Consider the following 16735-nt stretch of genomic DNA (forward strand, 5'->3'; position numbering starts at 1 on the left):
ATTAAAAAATAGTATTCAACAATTTATGAACACAGCATTGTTAAAATATAATAAGAATGCGGTTTTGTGTTGATGTGCATAAAAAAATCACCTCTGTTAAGAGGTGATTTAAATATTTGAAAATTAACGGGTTGATTAATCGATGTTTTTTACCAATACCCAGCCGCTGTATTTGGTTTCGGTATTGTTTTTATCATTTTCAGTCCACGTTATGGTATACCAGTATGTACCGGTTACGATTTTCTTGCCATTGGAAGTTCCGTCCCAGGTATAGTTCCTGATTTTATCGGCACGGTACAGCATGTTTCCGTATCTGTCATACACGGTGAAAACAACATTTTTCTTATATGACAGTGCTGAATAATCTATATAATCATTTTTGTTGTCCCCGTTTGGCGTAATGGCATTGATCAGATTAGGAACCGTTACCTGAACGCTGATAGGGTTACAATCATAAGAATCTTTCACATATACTGTATTTTCGCCTCTCGGAAGCCCGGAGAATACGTTTGAATCCTGCCAGTTCGTACCGTCAAGTGAGTATTGGTAAGGACCTTTTCCTCCGTTTACGGTTACGGTAAAAGAATCGTTTGTGATCTCAATATTGGTAATAACCGGTTGTACGGAAGCGCTAACTTTTACTGGCTGTAATGTCCAGCATTTTCCTGTTTTTAATTTAACCCAGTAAACACCTGCAGACACATTGGAAATAGATTGTGTGGTAGCACCTGTGCTCCATTCGTAAGCGTCAAATCCAGGACCTGCATCTAAAGTGGTTTTATCTTCTATACAGATGATCTTATCTTTAAGAATGGAAGATGTTACCGGAGGTAAAACTTTCAGGTTAATTTTTGCAATAGCATAACAATTCGTGTCATTAATTACTCTCACATATACCACACTTGTTGTTGCAATGTAAGCTGCGGGATTTAATATTTCATTTGTTCCTGCTACAGCATCGGCTTCTGTTTTAAAATATTTTTTGGAAGTTCCTGTCTGAGACGTTACTACTGTTTGTGTCAAATCAAACGAAGCTGTTGTTACATTTGTAGCTATATAGCATTCTTCAATAGAGGCATCATTTACTACAACAACAGGATTGAACTGTAAAGTAATCTGGTTGTATCCTGTACATCCCTGCGGCGTTCTTACTTTTACGTATACTGTTTTTGGAGCAACAGAGGTATATGCAGAAGGGGTTGTAATTTCATTGGTTCCTGCATTCAGGTCCGCAAGGGTAGGGTAGTATTTTTTGGTTACATTCGTTGAAGTCGGATAAGAATTTGCAGTCGTCAAATTAAAAACTCCGGTTCCTGCATTATTGTTATTACAAGCCTTTACAGTAGTAGGAACTACATCAAGAGCAGGTAAGAACTGCAGTGTTATCTGGGCTGTTCCTACACATCCTTCTGAAGTTGTAACTTTTACGAATACTGTTTTCGGAGCGGCAGACGCATAGGAAGAAGGATTGGTAATCTCATTGGTTCCTGCGTTCAGATCGGCCATGGTAGGATAATACTTTTTAGTAACGTTGGTAGGGTTGTAGACATTCGCAGAATTTAAATCGAAGTACCCGATACCGGTATTATCGAAATTACATGAAGATATTGTTGCGTCCTGTACTACAATATTACCTGATCTGAATTTGAATTTACCAACTTGGAAACATCCGTTTATAGGATTGTTCGGGTTGGCAGGATCGGTATATTTTAATCTGTAATAATAGATGGTTGTTGCATTCACCATAATAGGCGTCGTAATTGGCGCATTTCCCGTGATGGCATCATTGCTTGTTAAATGGTAAGATACCGTAAAGTTCGGGTTACCGTTGATAATTCCTGTAGATAGAGTACTGAAATCAAACATGGTAGGCAGAGCACACTTTAAAATTTCATTCGGATCTGCAGGGTTTGCAGCCGGAGAACCTGGTGCAATAAATGGATTCGGTGTTAATGCAGGGTCTGTAAATGCAGAAGTAAGGGTTGCAGTTCCTCCCCAGGTTAAAGAAAATCCTAAAGAATTATGACTGAAGTTATCTACCAATAAAACATAAGTTTGGCCGGCAGTTACATTCATAGGTGGATTGTATCCTGCATTCGGTGCATTTGGCGGGTTGGCGGATAGCCCGGTTGGGTTTGGCCAGGTTCCTGTCATTCCTGCATAATTACAGGTTACGGGCGTTCCTAAGTTTCCGCATGTAGGGCTTGGTCCCCATACTGCCCAGTCATAATCGGCTGAGTTTCCCGGTGCGGTAGCAGGAAGGGTTAAATCTACATTGGGTGTTATTTCGAAAGTTAATGTACCCGAAGTTGCTACCGTAAAGCTGTACCATACAGAGTAGTGTTCTCCACCTTTTAGGCATAGCCAGTCCGGTGCAGGATTGGGGATATCAGTAACTGTTCCGGGGCCCGTAGGATCATAGGAAATATTTGAATTTCCACATACCGGAATAGCAGTAATACAATCCGACTGTGAAAAAAATAATTGTGAGAAAAATAAAACAGTCAGCAATAGTACTTTCTTCATTAGAAATGATTTTTATAATTTATTATTTTTTACATGTGAAAAAAACCGCTTAAGAAAGCGGTTTTCTTTATTACTTTATTCTCTATTTTTCACCATCACCCATCCGGAGAATTTGAATGGCGTATTTTTCTTGTCATTTTCATTCCATGTTACGGTGTACCAATAAGTTCCGGTAGGTACTTTCTTGCCACCTGTGGTTCCGTCCCATTTGTATCCGTTGAATTTATCGGCTTGTCCTACTTTTACACCGTATCTGTCAAAAATACTTAGTATTAGATTTTGCTTACTTGCCAATGCGGAATAATCAATTACGTCATTCACACCGTCTCCGTTAGGAGTAATAACATTTACGAGATTCGGAACAACTACAGTAACTGTAATAGGATCGCAGTCATATCCGTCTTTTACATATATTGAATTGTCACCTCTTGGAACATTTGTAAAAATGTTAGAATCCTGCCAGTTGATTCCGTCAAGAGAATATTTGTAAGGTGCGGTTCCACCTACAACATTCACAGTAACGCTATTATTGGCAATATCAATACCGGAAATGACAGGCTGATCAGAAGGATATACTTTTACGGTTTGTCTTGTAATACAGTCTCCTGTTTTCAGTTCTACCCAATAAGTACCTACAGTTACGTTATTAATGGTCTGTGTTGTAGCACCTGTGCTCCATTTATATCCTGTAAATCCTGGTCCTGCATCCAGCGTTGTTGTATCTTCTATACAAATGATCTTATCATCCAGCGTATTTGAATATACCGGTGGTAAAACAACAAGATTTACTTTAGCGACTCCGTAACATCCGTTTCCATCCGTTACTTTTATAAATACCACGCCGTTCGGAGAGATATAGGTGCTTGGGTTGGCAATCTGATTGGTTCCTGCTACTGCATCAGCCATTGACGGATAATACGTTTTAACTCCTGTTTGTGTCGTAACTGGTGCTACTGTAAGATCGAATGAAGCCGTAGCAGGATTTGTTTCGATGAAACAAGATCTAAGCGTTGCTTCTGTTACCGTTACTACCGGGAAGAATGCTAATGTAATTATTGCAGTTGCTTTACAGTCAAATGGTGAAGTGAGCAATACATACACGCTACCACCAGCGGAAACATATTGATAAGGGTTTGTGATTTCGTTGGTTCCGGCATTAAGATCCGCTAATGTCGGGTAATATTTTCGGGTTACCGTAGGATCGGCATTTACGTTAGCCGTCGTAAGATCAAAAACAGCAGTCCCTTGGTTATTATTGTTACACTTCGTTAGCGTTACATTGGTCCCGGTAATGGCTTTTTGTATGAATTTGAAACTACCCGGAATTCTACATCTGTTAATAGCGGTAGCCGGAGCCCCCGGAACCGAATAGGTAATTGCATAGAAATAGGTACTGGTAGTATTTACGGTAATAGGTGTCGTAATAGGGTTGTTTCCCGAGATCGCATCATTTTGATTATAATAATATGATACATTAAAGTTCGGGTTATTGTTTACAATACCGGCTGAAAGCGTTGTAAAATCAAAAACAGCAGGATTTGAACATACTACAACTTCTCTTGGAGAGTTTGGTGTAGGTCCTGGAGTTCCCGGCTCCATGAAAGGATATGGCTGGAATGCACTGTTGAAAGGTGAGACCAGTGTAGCAGTACCTCCCCATGACAATACGAAACCATTAGCGCTCGATGAGAAGTTATCTACAAGGAGATAATAGGTTTGTCCTGCTACTACGTTCATGCTGGAACAGAATGCAGAGCCTCCTGCGCCTGAAGAGGTATTGGTTGCGGTTGTGTTAAGTCCTGTTGGGCCATCGTCAGCAGAATAATTACATCTGATAGGTCCTCCTAAATTTCCACAAGTAACATTAGGCCCATATACAGCCCAGTCATAATCATCACTGAAATTATTCGGGTTGATAACAAACGTTAATGTACCTGATGTCGCAATGGTAAAAGTGTACCAAATGGAGAAGTGTTCAGTGCCTAAACATCCTCCAAGGGTTTCCATTACGCTACCAGGACCTGTTGGTGTAAAAGAAATAGGTGTATTTCCGCAAACCTGTACGTTTCCGCCGCAATCTGAACTGGATTGTGCGAAAATGGTCTGGGAAATTAAAATTAAAAAAATATATAGAGCTTTTTTCATTTTAGTTGTTTTAAAGTTTGCAATGCTAGATTAATTCATAGATGGAATCAGTATTCTGCCCCATGTTGCTGAGCCGGTAGAAGCATTTTTATTTTCAAATGCTTTCAATGCGTTCTGAAATTGTTTTTCGGCATTTCCTTTATTGCCGGATCTTTCCTGAAATTTGGCTTTCAATATAGCCAGTCTGGGATTGTTCTGTGCATTGGGTTCAGCTTTTGCAATGAATTGCGAAGCCGCTTCCAGATCTTTTTTAGCATCTGTTCCGCTGATCTGAGATCTTTGAAGCGCGATCAAACCTAGCAGTATGTCTGCTTCTGCATTGTTCTGCTTGTTGTCTGAATAAGCTGCTTTTCCATATTTTCTGGCAAGTGCATTGATTTCAGAAACATCCTGGGATGGCGTTTTTTTAAGCTGCAGTTCTGCTTTCATATACATGGCTACTGCCGCATAATAATACGCTTCCCATTTTTCCGTAGGTTTTGTAGAAGTGTACCTGGAAAGCTTTTGAAAAGCATTGTCGAAGTCGTTTTCTGTTTTAGCATTATTTACCTGCGAAACAGTTTGTTTGAAGTCTTTTTCGGTATAGTTCTGAGCATTTAGGCAAAAACCAATTACCAAAAAACAAATAAGTAGAGTTTTTTTCATGTAAGGGAATTTTATATCACAAATATAAAAAATTATTAAATTTAAATTAAAGTTTTTAAAATTAATTTAATAAATTGATCTTTATTGTCTTAATATTGCATTTTTCTCAATTTTTTATTGGTGGTTCCTACGACTAGTGCAATTAAAACAGTCATTGTTCCGCCGAACACCACAGAGCGTACAACTCCTAGCAATTTAGCCATCAGCCCACTTTCAAATTGCCCCATTTCATTACTTGACATGATGAATATTGAATTCACACTAAGCACTCTTCCTCTTATATTATCCGGGGTTTTCAATTGTACAATGGTTCCTCTGATCACAACAGAGATGCCATCCAGCATTCCGCTCATCATTAAAAACAGAAAGGAAAGCCAGTATAATCGTGACAATCCGAAACCGATAATGCAAAGTCCGAACCCTGTAACCACCGCCAGCAGGATTTTACCCTGATTTTTTCGCAGCGGAACTACGGACAAAATGGTAATGATGCACATAGAACCAATGTCTGAAGCTGCATTCAGCAATCCGAATCCTTCAGCACCAACTTTAAGTATATCGGTAGCGTACACCGGTATCATGGCAACGGCACCACCAAAGAGTACGGCAAACATATCAAGACAAAGAGCACCAAGAATTTCTTTTGTTTTTAATATATAAGAAATTCCTTCTTTCATACTTTCTATAACGTTAATATTCTCTTTTTTGTATTCGGAATGTTGTTTATTTAGCTGGAAAAAAAATAATGATGCCAAAAAGATGAGTGAAATAATTACAACAAGAGTCCATTTTACTCCAAAATAGCCAATGAGAAATCCGCCTGCTGCATGACCGCAAACAGAGGAAATGAGGAATGTTGCCTGATTTAAAGTAACCGCATTCGGGAGGTTGTCTTTTTTTACAATTTTAGGAATCATAGAGGGGACGATAGGTCCTATGAAAGCTCTTGCAATACCGGTGAAAAAAATTACACCATAGATAAAATAAGTAATCTGATGTCCCGTAAAATGCATTTCTACATTAAAAAAAGCGGGAATTAGCAGCAGTCCGATTAAAAAAATATAAGCATAATTGCAAATCAGTAATAATCTTTTCTTTTCGTTCATATCAATCACATGGCCGGCATAGAGTGCACAGCTTACTGCCGGAATTACCTCTGAGAAACCGATGAGGCCTATTGAAAACGGATCTTTTGTTAATTGGTACACCCACCATCCCAATAAAGTGGCGAGCATTCTGAATGCTAGAACTATAAAAAATCTTCCCGTAAGAAGGTTTCTGAACTCGACATTTTTTAATGTCTGTAGCGGGGTCAAAGAAATCATTCCACAAAAATAGCCTCAAATATGGATTTAAGGCTATGTATATGGTAAATTTTTAAATGAAAAATTGAATGACTCCTAAAAGATAAAATCTATTTAGTTGTCTGCACGTGATGCACTGATCACTAAGGCTGCAACGCCAGCGGCTCCGATGATTGAAGCTCCTATTACCGTTTTTGCTTTTCTGCTGTCTTTCACGGCAGCAACATTGGCCTTCGGTATTGTTACAACTGTACTGTCTTTTTTGCCGGCAGTCCCAATGATATTATCTCCATCTACATTACGGAATAATATTTTTTGATTTTCTGAACCGTCTCTCATCATTACAGTATACGTTCTTCCTGCCTCCAGATTGGAATAATCATTTTTAGCAGTATCCATACTATATTTTGTGGTTGCACAAGATGAAATTACAAATAACGACGTTAATAAAGATGATTTTAAAAGTACAGATGCTTTCATTATTATTTTTTAGTTTTCCAAATTTATAATTTTTTTCGAATATATGTTTCCGGAATTGAAAAAATGTGCTTAAAGTTTATATATTTTCAATAAATCTGCAATTTTTCTGTCATTGGCAAGTCGGGGGATTTTGTTTTGTCCGCCCAGTTTTCCCTGTGATTTTGCATATTCCTGAAAAGCGTTTTTCTTTAAAACCGTAATATAAAGTTTCTGAAGAATATTTCCTGAAATAAGATCATCATAATAAGTATTGCGTTTTCTAAGCTGATTGTCCAGTTCATCCCGGAACAGCTCAAGATTTTCAGGTTGTTTTTCAAATTCAATAAACCATTCATGATAGGGAAGGCCATGTTCAGGATTCACCTGCGGGGCAAGATGGAATTCGGTAATCTGTGCAGGGCAATTCTCTATGGCTGCTTTCATTGCTTCCTCTATTTCAAACGCAATAACGTGTTCGCCAAAGGCAGACGTAAAATGTTTCGTCCTGCCGCTTACCTGTATCCGGTGTGGATTTTTACCGGTAAATCTCACTACATCGCCGATAGAATACGCCCATAATCCTGAATTCGTAGTTAAAATCAAAGCATAGTCTTTGTTAAGCTCAATATCTTTTAAAGTTAATCTTCTCGCATCAGGCTTGCCATATTCTTCCAAAGGAACAAATTCGTAGAATATTCCGTGGTTGGTTAAAAGCAACAGTCCTTCTTTTGTATGGTCATCCTGAAAGGCAAAAAAACCTTCAGATGCCGGAAATGTCTGTACGATATCTACCTTTCCTCCGAGAAGTTCTTCCATTTTGTCGCGATAAGGCTCATAATTTACGCCTCCTGTCACAATCAGTTGAAGATTTGGGAATATCTGTTTGATTTTTTTGCTATGTCTTTCCACTAGCTTTTCAAAATACATAATCAGCCATGGCGGAATCCCGGAAATGAGAGTCATATTTTCTTTCTCCGTTTCTTCTACAATCTTGTCAACCTTGGCCTCCCAGTCTTCCATGATATTGGTTTCCCAGCTCGGAAGCCTGTTTTTTTGAAGGTATTTGGGAATATGATGGGCTACAATTCCTGAAAGACGGCCGGTTTTAATCCCGAACACTTCTTCAAGTTCAGGACTCCCCTGAAGAAAGATCATTTTGCCGTTTACAAAATCGGCATTGTTTTTTTTAGCAATGTAATGAAAAAGAGCGCTTTGGGCAGCTTTCACCTGAAATGGCATTCCTTCCTTGGAAATAGGAATATACTTTGAGCCTGAAGTTGTTCCTGAAGTTTTTGCAAAATATTCCGGAACATCAGTCCAAAGGATGTTTGCCTGTCCTTTTTTTACCCTTTCAATATAAGGTTTTAGGTCTTCGTAATCCGAAATTTTCACCTTATCCTGGAAATTTTTAACGGATCTGATGTTTTCAAAATCATGTTCTCTTCCGAAAAGCGTTTTTTTAGCAGTATCCACAAGGGAAAGTAATAATTTCTCCTGGTTTTGTTCAGCATTTTTTTTGAATTCTTCAGCTTTGCGCACATGTTTTTTTGCCCAAAGCAATGCGATATTTTTCTTAAGAAAGTTTATCATTCTTCAAATTTATAAATAACTGAAGAATCTTTGAAACTTTATGAGCAATATCCAACAAAAAACCGATGAATGAGTGGTCATCGGTTCTCGAAATTTGATTATGAAAATAACAACTATTGTTGAGTATTACTTGTTTTCTTTGTACCTCTTATCCGGGGTACCGTCTTTTTTCATTTTTTTGTTTTCCTTATAACGTTTGTCCGGTGTTCCGTCCTTTTTCATTTTCGCAGCTGCCGGAGCTGCTTCAGCTTTGGCTGGTGTAGCCGTTGCTGCAGATTTGGCCGGCTTTGAAGCCTGTGCTGTTTTTGCTGGCTGGTGATTATTGGCGGCAGTTGCCGGAGCAGTTTGCTGAGCGGTTGCAAGGCCAAGTCCAAGTGCGATTGACATTGCGGATAAGAATTTTTTCATAAGAACTTTTTTTTCTTGTTTCTTGAATCAAAGGTATATAAAATTTTTACTGAAAAAACTCAATTTCAGAACCTTAACTAAAGTTTATCACAGCTTAAAAAAACATTAAACATCCTTTCAGAGAAGTCTTTTAGAATACAAAACCTGCTTTCCTTAATAAAGAAAAGCAGGCTCTAACATAATGTATGAAAAGTTGGTTATCGGGTACAGTTAGCCGTCCACGATTTTCCGTCCTTTAAATATAATATTTTTAGTTCATTATTATCAATTCTGATGTAAGATGTCGCTGTAGATCCTACCATTACCAGAGTATTATCGCCCTGTTGGTTAAATTCTACTCCGTTAAGATCAGGAATTCCGTTTGAGAAAGCGAAGTTGTATTTGGTTCCGCTTGCAATTTTTGTTACGAATACACTCCCGTCATTCGAGCTGATGTTGTTGTCTCCATCTGTATAGCCTACGCTACCTCTGTAAGTTCCTGCAAAAAAATCATTGTTGGCAGGATCGTCGTCGTCGCTGCATGATGTAATTGTCGTGACTACAAAAAATAATAACACGAACATTCCTAAAATTTTGATTGTTTTTTTCATAATAATATTCTTTAATTTTGGTAGTCTTGAATTTCCAAACAATGTGCCATTTGGAAAATGATTGTTCATTTTAACTTTTTGTTTGAGATTTTAATAAAAAATTAAGATTTTTATCTTTAAACACTTTGTTTACGAAGAATTGGCGTGATTCTGGAATGGAAATTAAGTTGTATCTTTGTAAAGATCAAACGGTTTCGGAAAACTCCCGAAATCGCTTTTGTCGTTTATACCATTTTTTATGCAATTAAAAACCATTAACGAAAAATTCCTTCCGGATCTCCTTCAGAAGGAATTTGGGAAAGAAATTTTCATTCACCTGGAAAACCATCAACATATATCCGTAAAAGGCAGTGCAGGATCAGCCGTTTCTATAGTTGTGGCCGAACTTTTTCTCACCCGTAAAAAGACTGTTCTTTATATCGTTGATGATAAAGAAGACGCACTGTATGTCAATACGGAGATGGAAGACCTTCTGGGAAAAGATAAAGTGCTGTATTTTCCAGCAACTCATCTTGAGCCTTATCAGGTGGAGAAAACCCAAAATGCAAATCTTGTTTTAAGAACAGAAGCTATTAATAAAATTACATCGGGGAAATCTCCGAAAGTAATTGTGGCCTACGCTGGTGCGCTTTCGGAAAAGGTGCTTAAAAAGGAGGATTTTAAAGCCATTTCCCATCATATAAAAGTGGGCGATCAGCTTGATTTTGATTTTGTGGATGAACTTCTGAACCATTATAATTTCCAACAGACCGATTTTGTTTCTGAACCGGGAGAGTTTTCTGTAAGAGGAGGGATTGTAGATGTTTTCTCTTTCTCTAATGAAAAGCCTTACCGTATTACTTTTTTCGGGAATGAAATTGAAGGCATCAAAACGTTCGATATCGAAACACAGCTTTCTGTAGATAAGGTTGAGGATTTCCAGTTGGTTTCCAATATGAATTTTACGGTAACCGGAAGCCGGGTTTCTCTTCTTCAGCTCTTGCCAAAGGAAAGTATGGTGGTTTCCAAAAACGGGATTATCGGAATGCAGAAGCTTAAAACGTTCTATGAGAAAGCGTTGGAAAAATATGATACTTTAAGTAAGGATATTGCCCACAGAGCGCCTCAGGAACTTTTTATCTCCGATCAGGAATTTTTATTCGATTACAAAAAATTTACCACGGTAGATTTCGGAAGCGTTTCTATTGAAGGTCTTATTGATCTGGAGGAGATCAAAATAGATCAGATTCCACAGCCGTCGTTTCATAAAAATTTTGAACTGCTGATAGAAGATCTTGAAGAAAAACAGAGTAACGGTTTTGATACCTGGATTTCATTTACGGGAGAAAAGCAGAAAGAAAGGCTTGAATCTATATTTGAAGAACTGGAGCATGAGCTTCCTTTTAAAAGTTTTAAATCTGAACTTCATGAAGGATTTGTAGATCATAACCATAAATTGCTTGTATATACAGATCATCAGATCTTCGACCGATATCAGCGCTATAAGGCAAAAAATACATTTGCAAAATCGGAACAGCTTACCTTAAAAGATTTAATGTCTCTGAAAATAGGAGATTATATTGCCCATATCGACCACGGAATCGGAAAGTTTATGGGGTTGGTAAAGGTAAATAATGACGGTAAAATTCAGGAATGTTTTAAACTTACCTATAAAAACGGGGATCTCTTGTATGTAAGCATTCATTCACTTCATAAAATTTCAAAATACAATGGTCCTGAAGGACGTGAAGTGGTTTTGAGTAAGCTCGGATCACCAACCTGGAAATCTTTAAAACAGAAAACAAAAGCGAAAGTAAAACAAATTGCTTTTGATCTTATAAAACTCTATGCTCAAAGAAAGACAGCCAAAGGTTTTGCCTACACTCCGGATTCTTATCTGCAGAACGAGCTGGAAGCGAGCTTTATTTATGAAGATACTCCGGATCAGGAGAAAGCAACCATTGATGTGAAAAAAGATATGGAGGCAGATATGGTAATGGACAGGCTGGTTTGCGGGGATGTAGGTTTCGGGAAAACGGAGGTAGCGATCAGGGCTGCATTTAAAGCGGCAACAGATGGAAAGCAGGTTGCCGTATTGGTTCCTACCACAATTCTGGCTTTTCAGCATTACAGGAGTTTTAAAGAAAGACTTAAAGATTTTCCGGTAAATGTATCATATATCAACCGTTTCAGAACGGCCAAGCAAAAATCTGAAACTCTGGAAGCACTTAAAAACGGTAAGGTTGATATTGTTATCGGAACGCATCAGCTGGCGGGCAGTTCCGTGAAGTTTAAAGATCTGGGATTGCTGATTATCGATGAAGAACATAAATTCGGAGTTTCCGTAAAAGATAAATTAAAAACGCTTAAAAGCAATGTTGATACGCTCACGCTTACGGCTACACCTATTCCGAGAACATTACAGTTTTCATTAATGGCTGCAAGAGACCTTTCGGTAATCAAGACTCCACCGCCGAACAGACAACCTGTGGAAACACAATTGGTAGGCTTTAATGAAGAAATAATCCGGGATGCTGTTTCCTATGAGCTCCAGCGTGACGGCCAGGTATATTTTATCAACAACAGAGTTGAAAACCTGAAAGAAATTGCGGGATTAATACAGCGTCTGGTACCGGATGCAAAGGTTATTACGGGACATGGGCAGATGGAAGGGAAGCAGCTGGAGAAAAATGTCCTTGATTTTATGGAAGGAAAATATGATGTGCTGGTTTCTACGACGATTGTTGAAAGTGGAGTGGATGTTCCTAATGCCAATACTATTTTCATTAATGATGCACAACGTTTCGGAATGGCAGATTTGCATCAGATGAGAGGGAGGGTAGGACGAAGCAACAGAAAAGCATTCTGTTATCTCATTACACCGCCTTATGATATGATGACCTCTGATGCCAGGAAAAGGCTGGAGGCCATCGAACAGTTTTCTGATTTGGGAAGTGGTTTCCAGATTGCTATGAAAGATCTTGAAATCCGTGGTGCAGGAGATCTATTGGGAGCTGAACAAAGTGGATTTATTAATGAAATGGGATTTGAGACCTATCAGAAATTAATGCAGGAAGCACTGGAGGAGCTGAAAGATGACCAGGAATTTGAAAATTTATTTGAAAATGAGGAGGAAAGAAATAAGCTCTTTAAAACAACAAAAGATATTAATATTGATACGGATCTTGAGCTGATGCTGCCGGATTCGTATATCTCCAATACGGAAGAAAGATTATTACTCTACCAGAAGCTTGCTGATATTGATAACGAAAAAAACCTCGAGAAATTTGAATCTGAATTGAAAGACCGTTTTGGAAATCTGCCCGAGGAAGCAAAGAATTTGCTTAAAAGTGTCAGTTTAAAATGGCTGGCATCGGAAATCGGATTTGAGAAAATTGTTATGAAGAACGGTGTATTTCTGGGGTATTTCCCGGGTAACCCACAGGATAAATTTTATCAGACAGACAAATTCAGACATATCATCAGTTATCTTACCCAAAACCCGGCAGAAGCACAGCTTAAAGAAAAAACCGGTAAAGAAGGCAACCAACTGATGATGCGGAAGGATAAAGTAAGGAATGTTGATGAGGTAAATTCTCTTTTAAAATCAATGCTTAAGGCAGGTTAATTCTTTAATATCATATTTTAGACAGTTTGTTTTTTTATTTTTTTTAAAGTATATCAACTCGGTGTGAATTTTTTTTATATTTGTATCCATGAAAAAAAATAAACACAAATGTATAGCCGGGTTGTTTTTTTATGTGACGCTTAACGCACAGGTTGGAATAAAAACACAAAATCCAAATGCTGTGCTGGATGTTAATGGAACAGCTTCCTTAAGGAAAGAACTCAGAGTTGGAGGCACTGCCAGTCAAGTGGGTAGCGCCGGGCTTAATGGCCAGGTTTTGGTTTCTCAGGGCGAGGGTCTGCCTCCAGTCTGGAAGTCTTTGAACGTGTCTTTTGTGGAAGAAGGACAGTATAAGTTAATTAATTCATATTTGTCTACAGATCAGGTTGGTATAACAAGTCTTTCTGCCAATGTTGCTGCTGATGGAATATATCAAAGCAATATAGGAGATGATATTACAGATATTACTAAAGGAAAATGGGTAAAAATTACAGGTCTGGAAAACAACTTTGTCATTAAAAACAGTAAAAATAAGCTGAATTACCAATTTCAGACAGGCGTTGAAATGAAAGCGCCGGCTGCAACAACTTCGCAAAATATTACTTTTACATGTGCTGTTTTCAGAAACGGAAAGCTTGTAGCAGTAAGACCCGATAAAATTTCTTCCAATAATAATAGCACCAAGCAAGGGCTTCAGGATTATATTTTCACACTTAATTACACGGAACAGAATATTCCTGCAGGTAATCAGAAAATAGAAATAGCCTGTCGTAAGATAGATTCTTCCAGTCTGACTACTGAATTCACAATAGGTAGGAATATTTCTAATAGCAATACAATTTCCAATGCATTTACTTTAGAATCTGTATTTAAATTAGATATCATTGAATTTGTAACTTACTAAATATAATTATGAAAAAACTATTAATAATCTTGTTATCAGTAACCCAAATTTATCTTTGTGCTCAGGTGGGGATCAATACAAGATCTCCCAAATCTGTTCTTGATGTAAACGGAGATGTGAATCTAAGAGGAAAATTATCTGTATTGAATACCACCAATAACCAGATCACTACCGGGATCAATGATCAGGTACTTGTTTCTCAGGGTGAAGGGTATCCTCCCATCTGGAAAACTTTACGTATTCCTGACTATGAACAGAATAAGTTTTATCTCATTTTCAGCAGCTCATTTTCAGACAGGACAGGCGTAAAATTCACCTCTTCGGAAGAATCTTCCAATGCTGCAACAATATCGACTACCTTTGTAAAAAATGTAAACATCAGTACATTAAACTTGTTCAGAAAAATTTCATCATTATCTCAGCCGTTTACTTTATATAGTGCTACAAGCAAAATGTATTTTCAGTTTGAAACTGTGGTGCAGGCAGATTTCCCTTCCAATGGCAATCCGGATATCTCCATAGATTATGCATGCGGAATTTTTGTTGATGATAAACTGGTCAATTTAAGACAAAGAAATATTAAGGCAAGCTCCGGAACCAATACATTTATCACTCACAATCAGATAGGTATCTCAGAAAATCTTTCAAAAGGTAATCATACGGTAAGCGTAGCCTGTGCTAGATTAAAATCATATAATTCTACGGCAACACTTGGTATAGGAATTAATGTAGCCTCCAATATTGACAGCTTTATTGCCCAGTCATCCCTTAAAGTGGACGCTTATGAAGTTCCTGAAGTATTTAACCCAGTAACAAACTAAATCATGAAGAAAATATTTATCATCATAATTTCACTATCTTCGGTTGGCTCATATGCCCAGGTGGGTATAAATATGGCTACTCCGGTGGGTACCCTGGATATTAACGGAGATCTTAACGTACGAAATGAGCTGAGAACAGGAGGAACAAATACTGTAAAGGGAAACGCAGGCACAGCGGGGATGATTTTTCATAATAGTTCCGATCTTACGGTAAACGACTGGAAAAATATAAAAATTGCTGACGGACAAGGCAGCATGTCTATTTTCTTCATCAATACTTTAATAGATCAGTCCGGGGCAACGTTTAACGGATCCAACGGCGCTACCACTCCATATACGGAAGACTCTGTAATTGATAATACCTGGACCGTACTATCCGGAACGCAGGATACTTTTTCAATCAGTAAACCTACTAACAAAGTCGTATTTTCATTTCAGACAACTGCACAAAAAACAGGAAATGGCAATTCTTCATCAGGATTTGCATGTGGTGTTTTTCTGGATGATAAACTAAAGGCTGTAAGAACAGATGTCGTACTGGGTACGGATGGGACTTACAAAATTTTCAACCTGAATGCAACACTTACTGATATTGTTCCTAAAAACAATTATTCTGTAAAAGTAGCGTGTACTAAAAGGAATATAAATTCAGGAACGTTGGGAATAGGCTTTCCTGTTAATACTTCTTTTCTTAATGCTGCAATGGCACAATCTGTATTTACAACTTCAGTATTGCAGCCTTATTAGATGGTATGAAATGTAATTAAATCTAAAGAAAACAGCTTTTTTAGATTTTTGCTTTAATATTTATCTCGAAATTTAGTTTTCCGATCAAAGAAATTCAATTATATTTGAGAGCTTAAAAATTAATAACGTATGATAAAGAAATACTTCATTTCATCTCTTGCTCTTTTGGCATTAAGTTTTTCTGTTTCCTGTGATAACACTACAGAAGATCCTCCTAACCAAAATAATAATAATTCGGGTGGAACAACCATTACAGGCCCAAGGATTTTGAGTAAAATCACAAACGGAAATATTGACCAGGAAGAGTATATTACGAATGCAGGAGTTCTTTCTCAGGCGCTGATCAGAGATGCGGGAAGCAACAATACCATTACCGCTACGGTTACCTATTCCGGCGACAAGATTTCAAAAATCAAATATCTGGATAATGTAAATCCTCATGTTATTAATCATCTCTATACGCTCTCATACACCGGAGGAAAATTGTCTGAAATAACAATGGACCAAACGTTGGTTTCTTCCGCAAACCACAGTGATTTCACCGTCTATTATGATGCAAACGGACAGTTATACAGAATTGTAGAGAAGAAAAAAATGGGAGGCAGTGCCACTTATACCCATTACGTGGAAAATAAGTTTACCTTCGCTGCAGGTAACGTGGCAAAGCTTGATTATACAACAATGCTCATGAATGGTGGAAATCCGGATCCTTCAACCTCAACTACCATGTCATATGCATATGATAATTATGATAACAAAATAAATCCTTATACCACTCTACCGAAAGAATATTTTATGGTTACGGGTACTTTATTCCCGATTAATTTTAATGCATTGTCATCTAATAATACGGGAAAGATCACTTTAATAAGCTCGGGTGCGCCGCAGACCAGCGTGCCGAAATCTTATCTGTATGATGCTCAAAATTATCCGGTTTCAGATCCCGGACAGATTGTTAAATATGTGTATAAGCCTTTATAACTACATTT

General features: G+C 37.8%; 13 protein-coding genes. 5 read left to right on the plus strand and 8 right to left on the minus strand.

Features of this window, described 5'->3' with window-relative positions; genetic code table 11:
- Positions 1-135: 135 nt before the first annotated feature.
- The 8 genes from M0D58_RS12555 to M0D58_RS12590 form a co-directional block, all read right to left on the minus strand.
- Positions 136-2526, minus strand: a complete 2391-nt coding sequence (locus M0D58_RS12555) for a T9SS type B sorting domain-containing protein (RefSeq protein ID WP_248389835.1) — start codon at positions 2524-2526, stop codon at positions 136-138.
- Between the two features lie 75 nt (positions 2527-2601).
- Positions 2602-4671 (minus strand): T9SS type B sorting domain-containing protein, encoded by a 2070-nt coding sequence (locus M0D58_RS12560; RefSeq protein WP_248389837.1) that lies wholly within the window; start codon positions 4669-4671, stop codon positions 2602-2604.
- 30 nt (positions 4672-4701) lie between these two features.
- Positions 4702-5316 carry a hypothetical protein gene (locus M0D58_RS12565; RefSeq protein WP_248389839.1) on the minus strand — a complete coding sequence of 205 codons (615 nt, stop codon included), beginning with the start codon at positions 5314-5316 and terminating at the stop codon, positions 4702-4704.
- A gap of 89 nt (positions 5317-5405) precedes the next feature.
- Complete coding sequence (locus M0D58_RS12570) at positions 5406-6641, minus strand: MFS transporter (protein ID WP_248389841.1); 1236 nt, start codon at positions 6639-6641, stop codon at positions 5406-5408.
- A 93-nt stretch (positions 6642-6734) separates the two neighbouring features.
- Positions 6735-7100 carry a hypothetical protein gene (locus M0D58_RS12575; protein ID WP_248389843.1) on the minus strand — a complete coding sequence of 122 codons (366 nt, stop codon included), beginning with the start codon at positions 7098-7100 and terminating at the stop codon, positions 6735-6737.
- 69 nt (positions 7101-7169) lie between these two features.
- Positions 7170-8669 carry a GH3 auxin-responsive promoter family protein gene (locus tag M0D58_RS12580; RefSeq protein ID WP_248389845.1) on the minus strand — a complete coding sequence of 500 codons (1500 nt, stop codon included), beginning with the start codon at positions 8667-8669 and terminating at the stop codon, positions 7170-7172.
- Positions 8670-8795: 126 nt separating this feature from the next.
- Positions 8796-9077 (minus strand): hypothetical protein, encoded by a 282-nt coding sequence (locus tag M0D58_RS12585; protein ID WP_248389847.1) that lies wholly within the window; start codon positions 9075-9077, stop codon positions 8796-8798.
- Positions 9078-9274: 197 nt separating this feature from the next.
- Positions 9275-9667, minus strand: coding sequence for a hypothetical protein (locus M0D58_RS12590; protein ID WP_248389849.1), 393 nt, complete (start codon positions 9665-9667; stop codon positions 9275-9277).
- Between the two features lie 238 nt (positions 9668-9905).
- Between M0D58_RS12590 and mfd the strand changes: the two genes are divergently transcribed.
- The 5 genes from mfd to M0D58_RS12615 all read left to right on the plus strand — a co-directional run bounded on the left by mfd (position 9906) and on the right by M0D58_RS12615 (position 16727).
- The gene (mfd, locus tag M0D58_RS12595; protein WP_248389852.1) at positions 9906-13274 is read left to right on the plus strand and encodes a transcription-repair coupling factor; all 3369 of its coding nucleotides are present in this window, start codon (positions 9906-9908) and stop codon (positions 13272-13274) included.
- Positions 13275-13362: 88 nt separating this feature from the next.
- Positions 13363-14178, plus strand: coding sequence for a hypothetical protein (locus M0D58_RS12600; protein WP_248389855.1), 816 nt, complete (start codon positions 13363-13365; stop codon positions 14176-14178).
- Between the two features lie 8 nt (positions 14179-14186).
- Complete coding sequence (locus M0D58_RS12605; protein WP_248389858.1) at positions 14187-14999, plus strand: hypothetical protein; 813 nt, start codon at positions 14187-14189, stop codon at positions 14997-14999.
- A 3-nt stretch (positions 15000-15002) separates the two neighbouring features.
- Positions 15003-15746, plus strand: coding sequence for a hypothetical protein (locus tag M0D58_RS12610; protein ID WP_248389862.1), 744 nt, complete (start codon positions 15003-15005; stop codon positions 15744-15746).
- A 129-nt stretch (positions 15747-15875) separates the two neighbouring features.
- Complete coding sequence (locus tag M0D58_RS12615) at positions 15876-16727, plus strand: hypothetical protein (RefSeq protein ID WP_248389865.1); 852 nt, start codon at positions 15876-15878, stop codon at positions 16725-16727.
- The last annotated feature ends 8 nt before the right edge of the window (positions 16728-16735 follow it).

It is taken from the genome of Chryseobacterium nepalense (assembly GCF_023195755.1).
Lineage (GTDB): Bacteria > Bacteroidota > Bacteroidia > Flavobacteriales > Weeksellaceae > Chryseobacterium > Chryseobacterium nepalense.

Bases quoted from the DNA above. Each gene is read 5' to 3' on its own strand.
- M0D58_RS12555 (WP_248389835.1), bottom strand. From the start codon at position 2,526: ATGAAGAAAGTACTATTGCTGACTGTTTTATTTTTCTCACAATTATTT.
- M0D58_RS12560 (WP_248389837.1), bottom strand. From the start codon at position 4,671: ATGAAAAAAGCTCTATATATTTTTTTAATTTTAATTTCCCAGACCATT.
- M0D58_RS12565 (WP_248389839.1), bottom strand. From the start codon at position 5,316: ATGAAAAAAACTCTACTTATTTGTTTTTTGGTAATTGGTTTTTGCCTA.
- M0D58_RS12570 (WP_248389841.1), bottom strand. From the start codon at position 6,641: ATGATTTCTTTGACCCCGCTACAGACATTAAAAAATGTCGAGTTCAGA.
- M0D58_RS12575 (WP_248389843.1), bottom strand. From the start codon at position 7,100: ATGAAAGCATCTGTACTTTTAAAATCATCTTTATTAACGTCGTTATTT.
- M0D58_RS12580 (WP_248389845.1), bottom strand. From the start codon at position 8,669: ATGATAAACTTTCTTAAGAAAAATATCGCATTGCTTTGGGCAAAAAAA.
- M0D58_RS12585 (WP_248389847.1), bottom strand. From the start codon at position 9,077: ATGAAAAAATTCTTATCCGCAATGTCAATCGCACTTGGACTTGGCCTT.
- M0D58_RS12590 (WP_248389849.1), bottom strand. From the start codon at position 9,667: ATGAAAAAAACAATCAAAATTTTAGGAATGTTCGTGTTATTATTTTTT.
- mfd (WP_248389852.1), top strand. From the start codon at position 9,906: ATGCAATTAAAAACCATTAACGAAAAATTCCTTCCGGATCTCCTTCAG.
- M0D58_RS12600 (WP_248389855.1), top strand. From the start codon at position 13,363: ATGAAAAAAAATAAACACAAATGTATAGCCGGGTTGTTTTTTTATGTG.
- M0D58_RS12605 (WP_248389858.1), top strand. From the start codon at position 14,187: ATGAAAAAACTATTAATAATCTTGTTATCAGTAACCCAAATTTATCTT.
- M0D58_RS12610 (WP_248389862.1), top strand. From the start codon at position 15,003: ATGAAGAAAATATTTATCATCATAATTTCACTATCTTCGGTTGGCTCA.
- M0D58_RS12615 (WP_248389865.1), top strand. From the start codon at position 15,876: ATGATAAAGAAATACTTCATTTCATCTCTTGCTCTTTTGGCATTAAGT.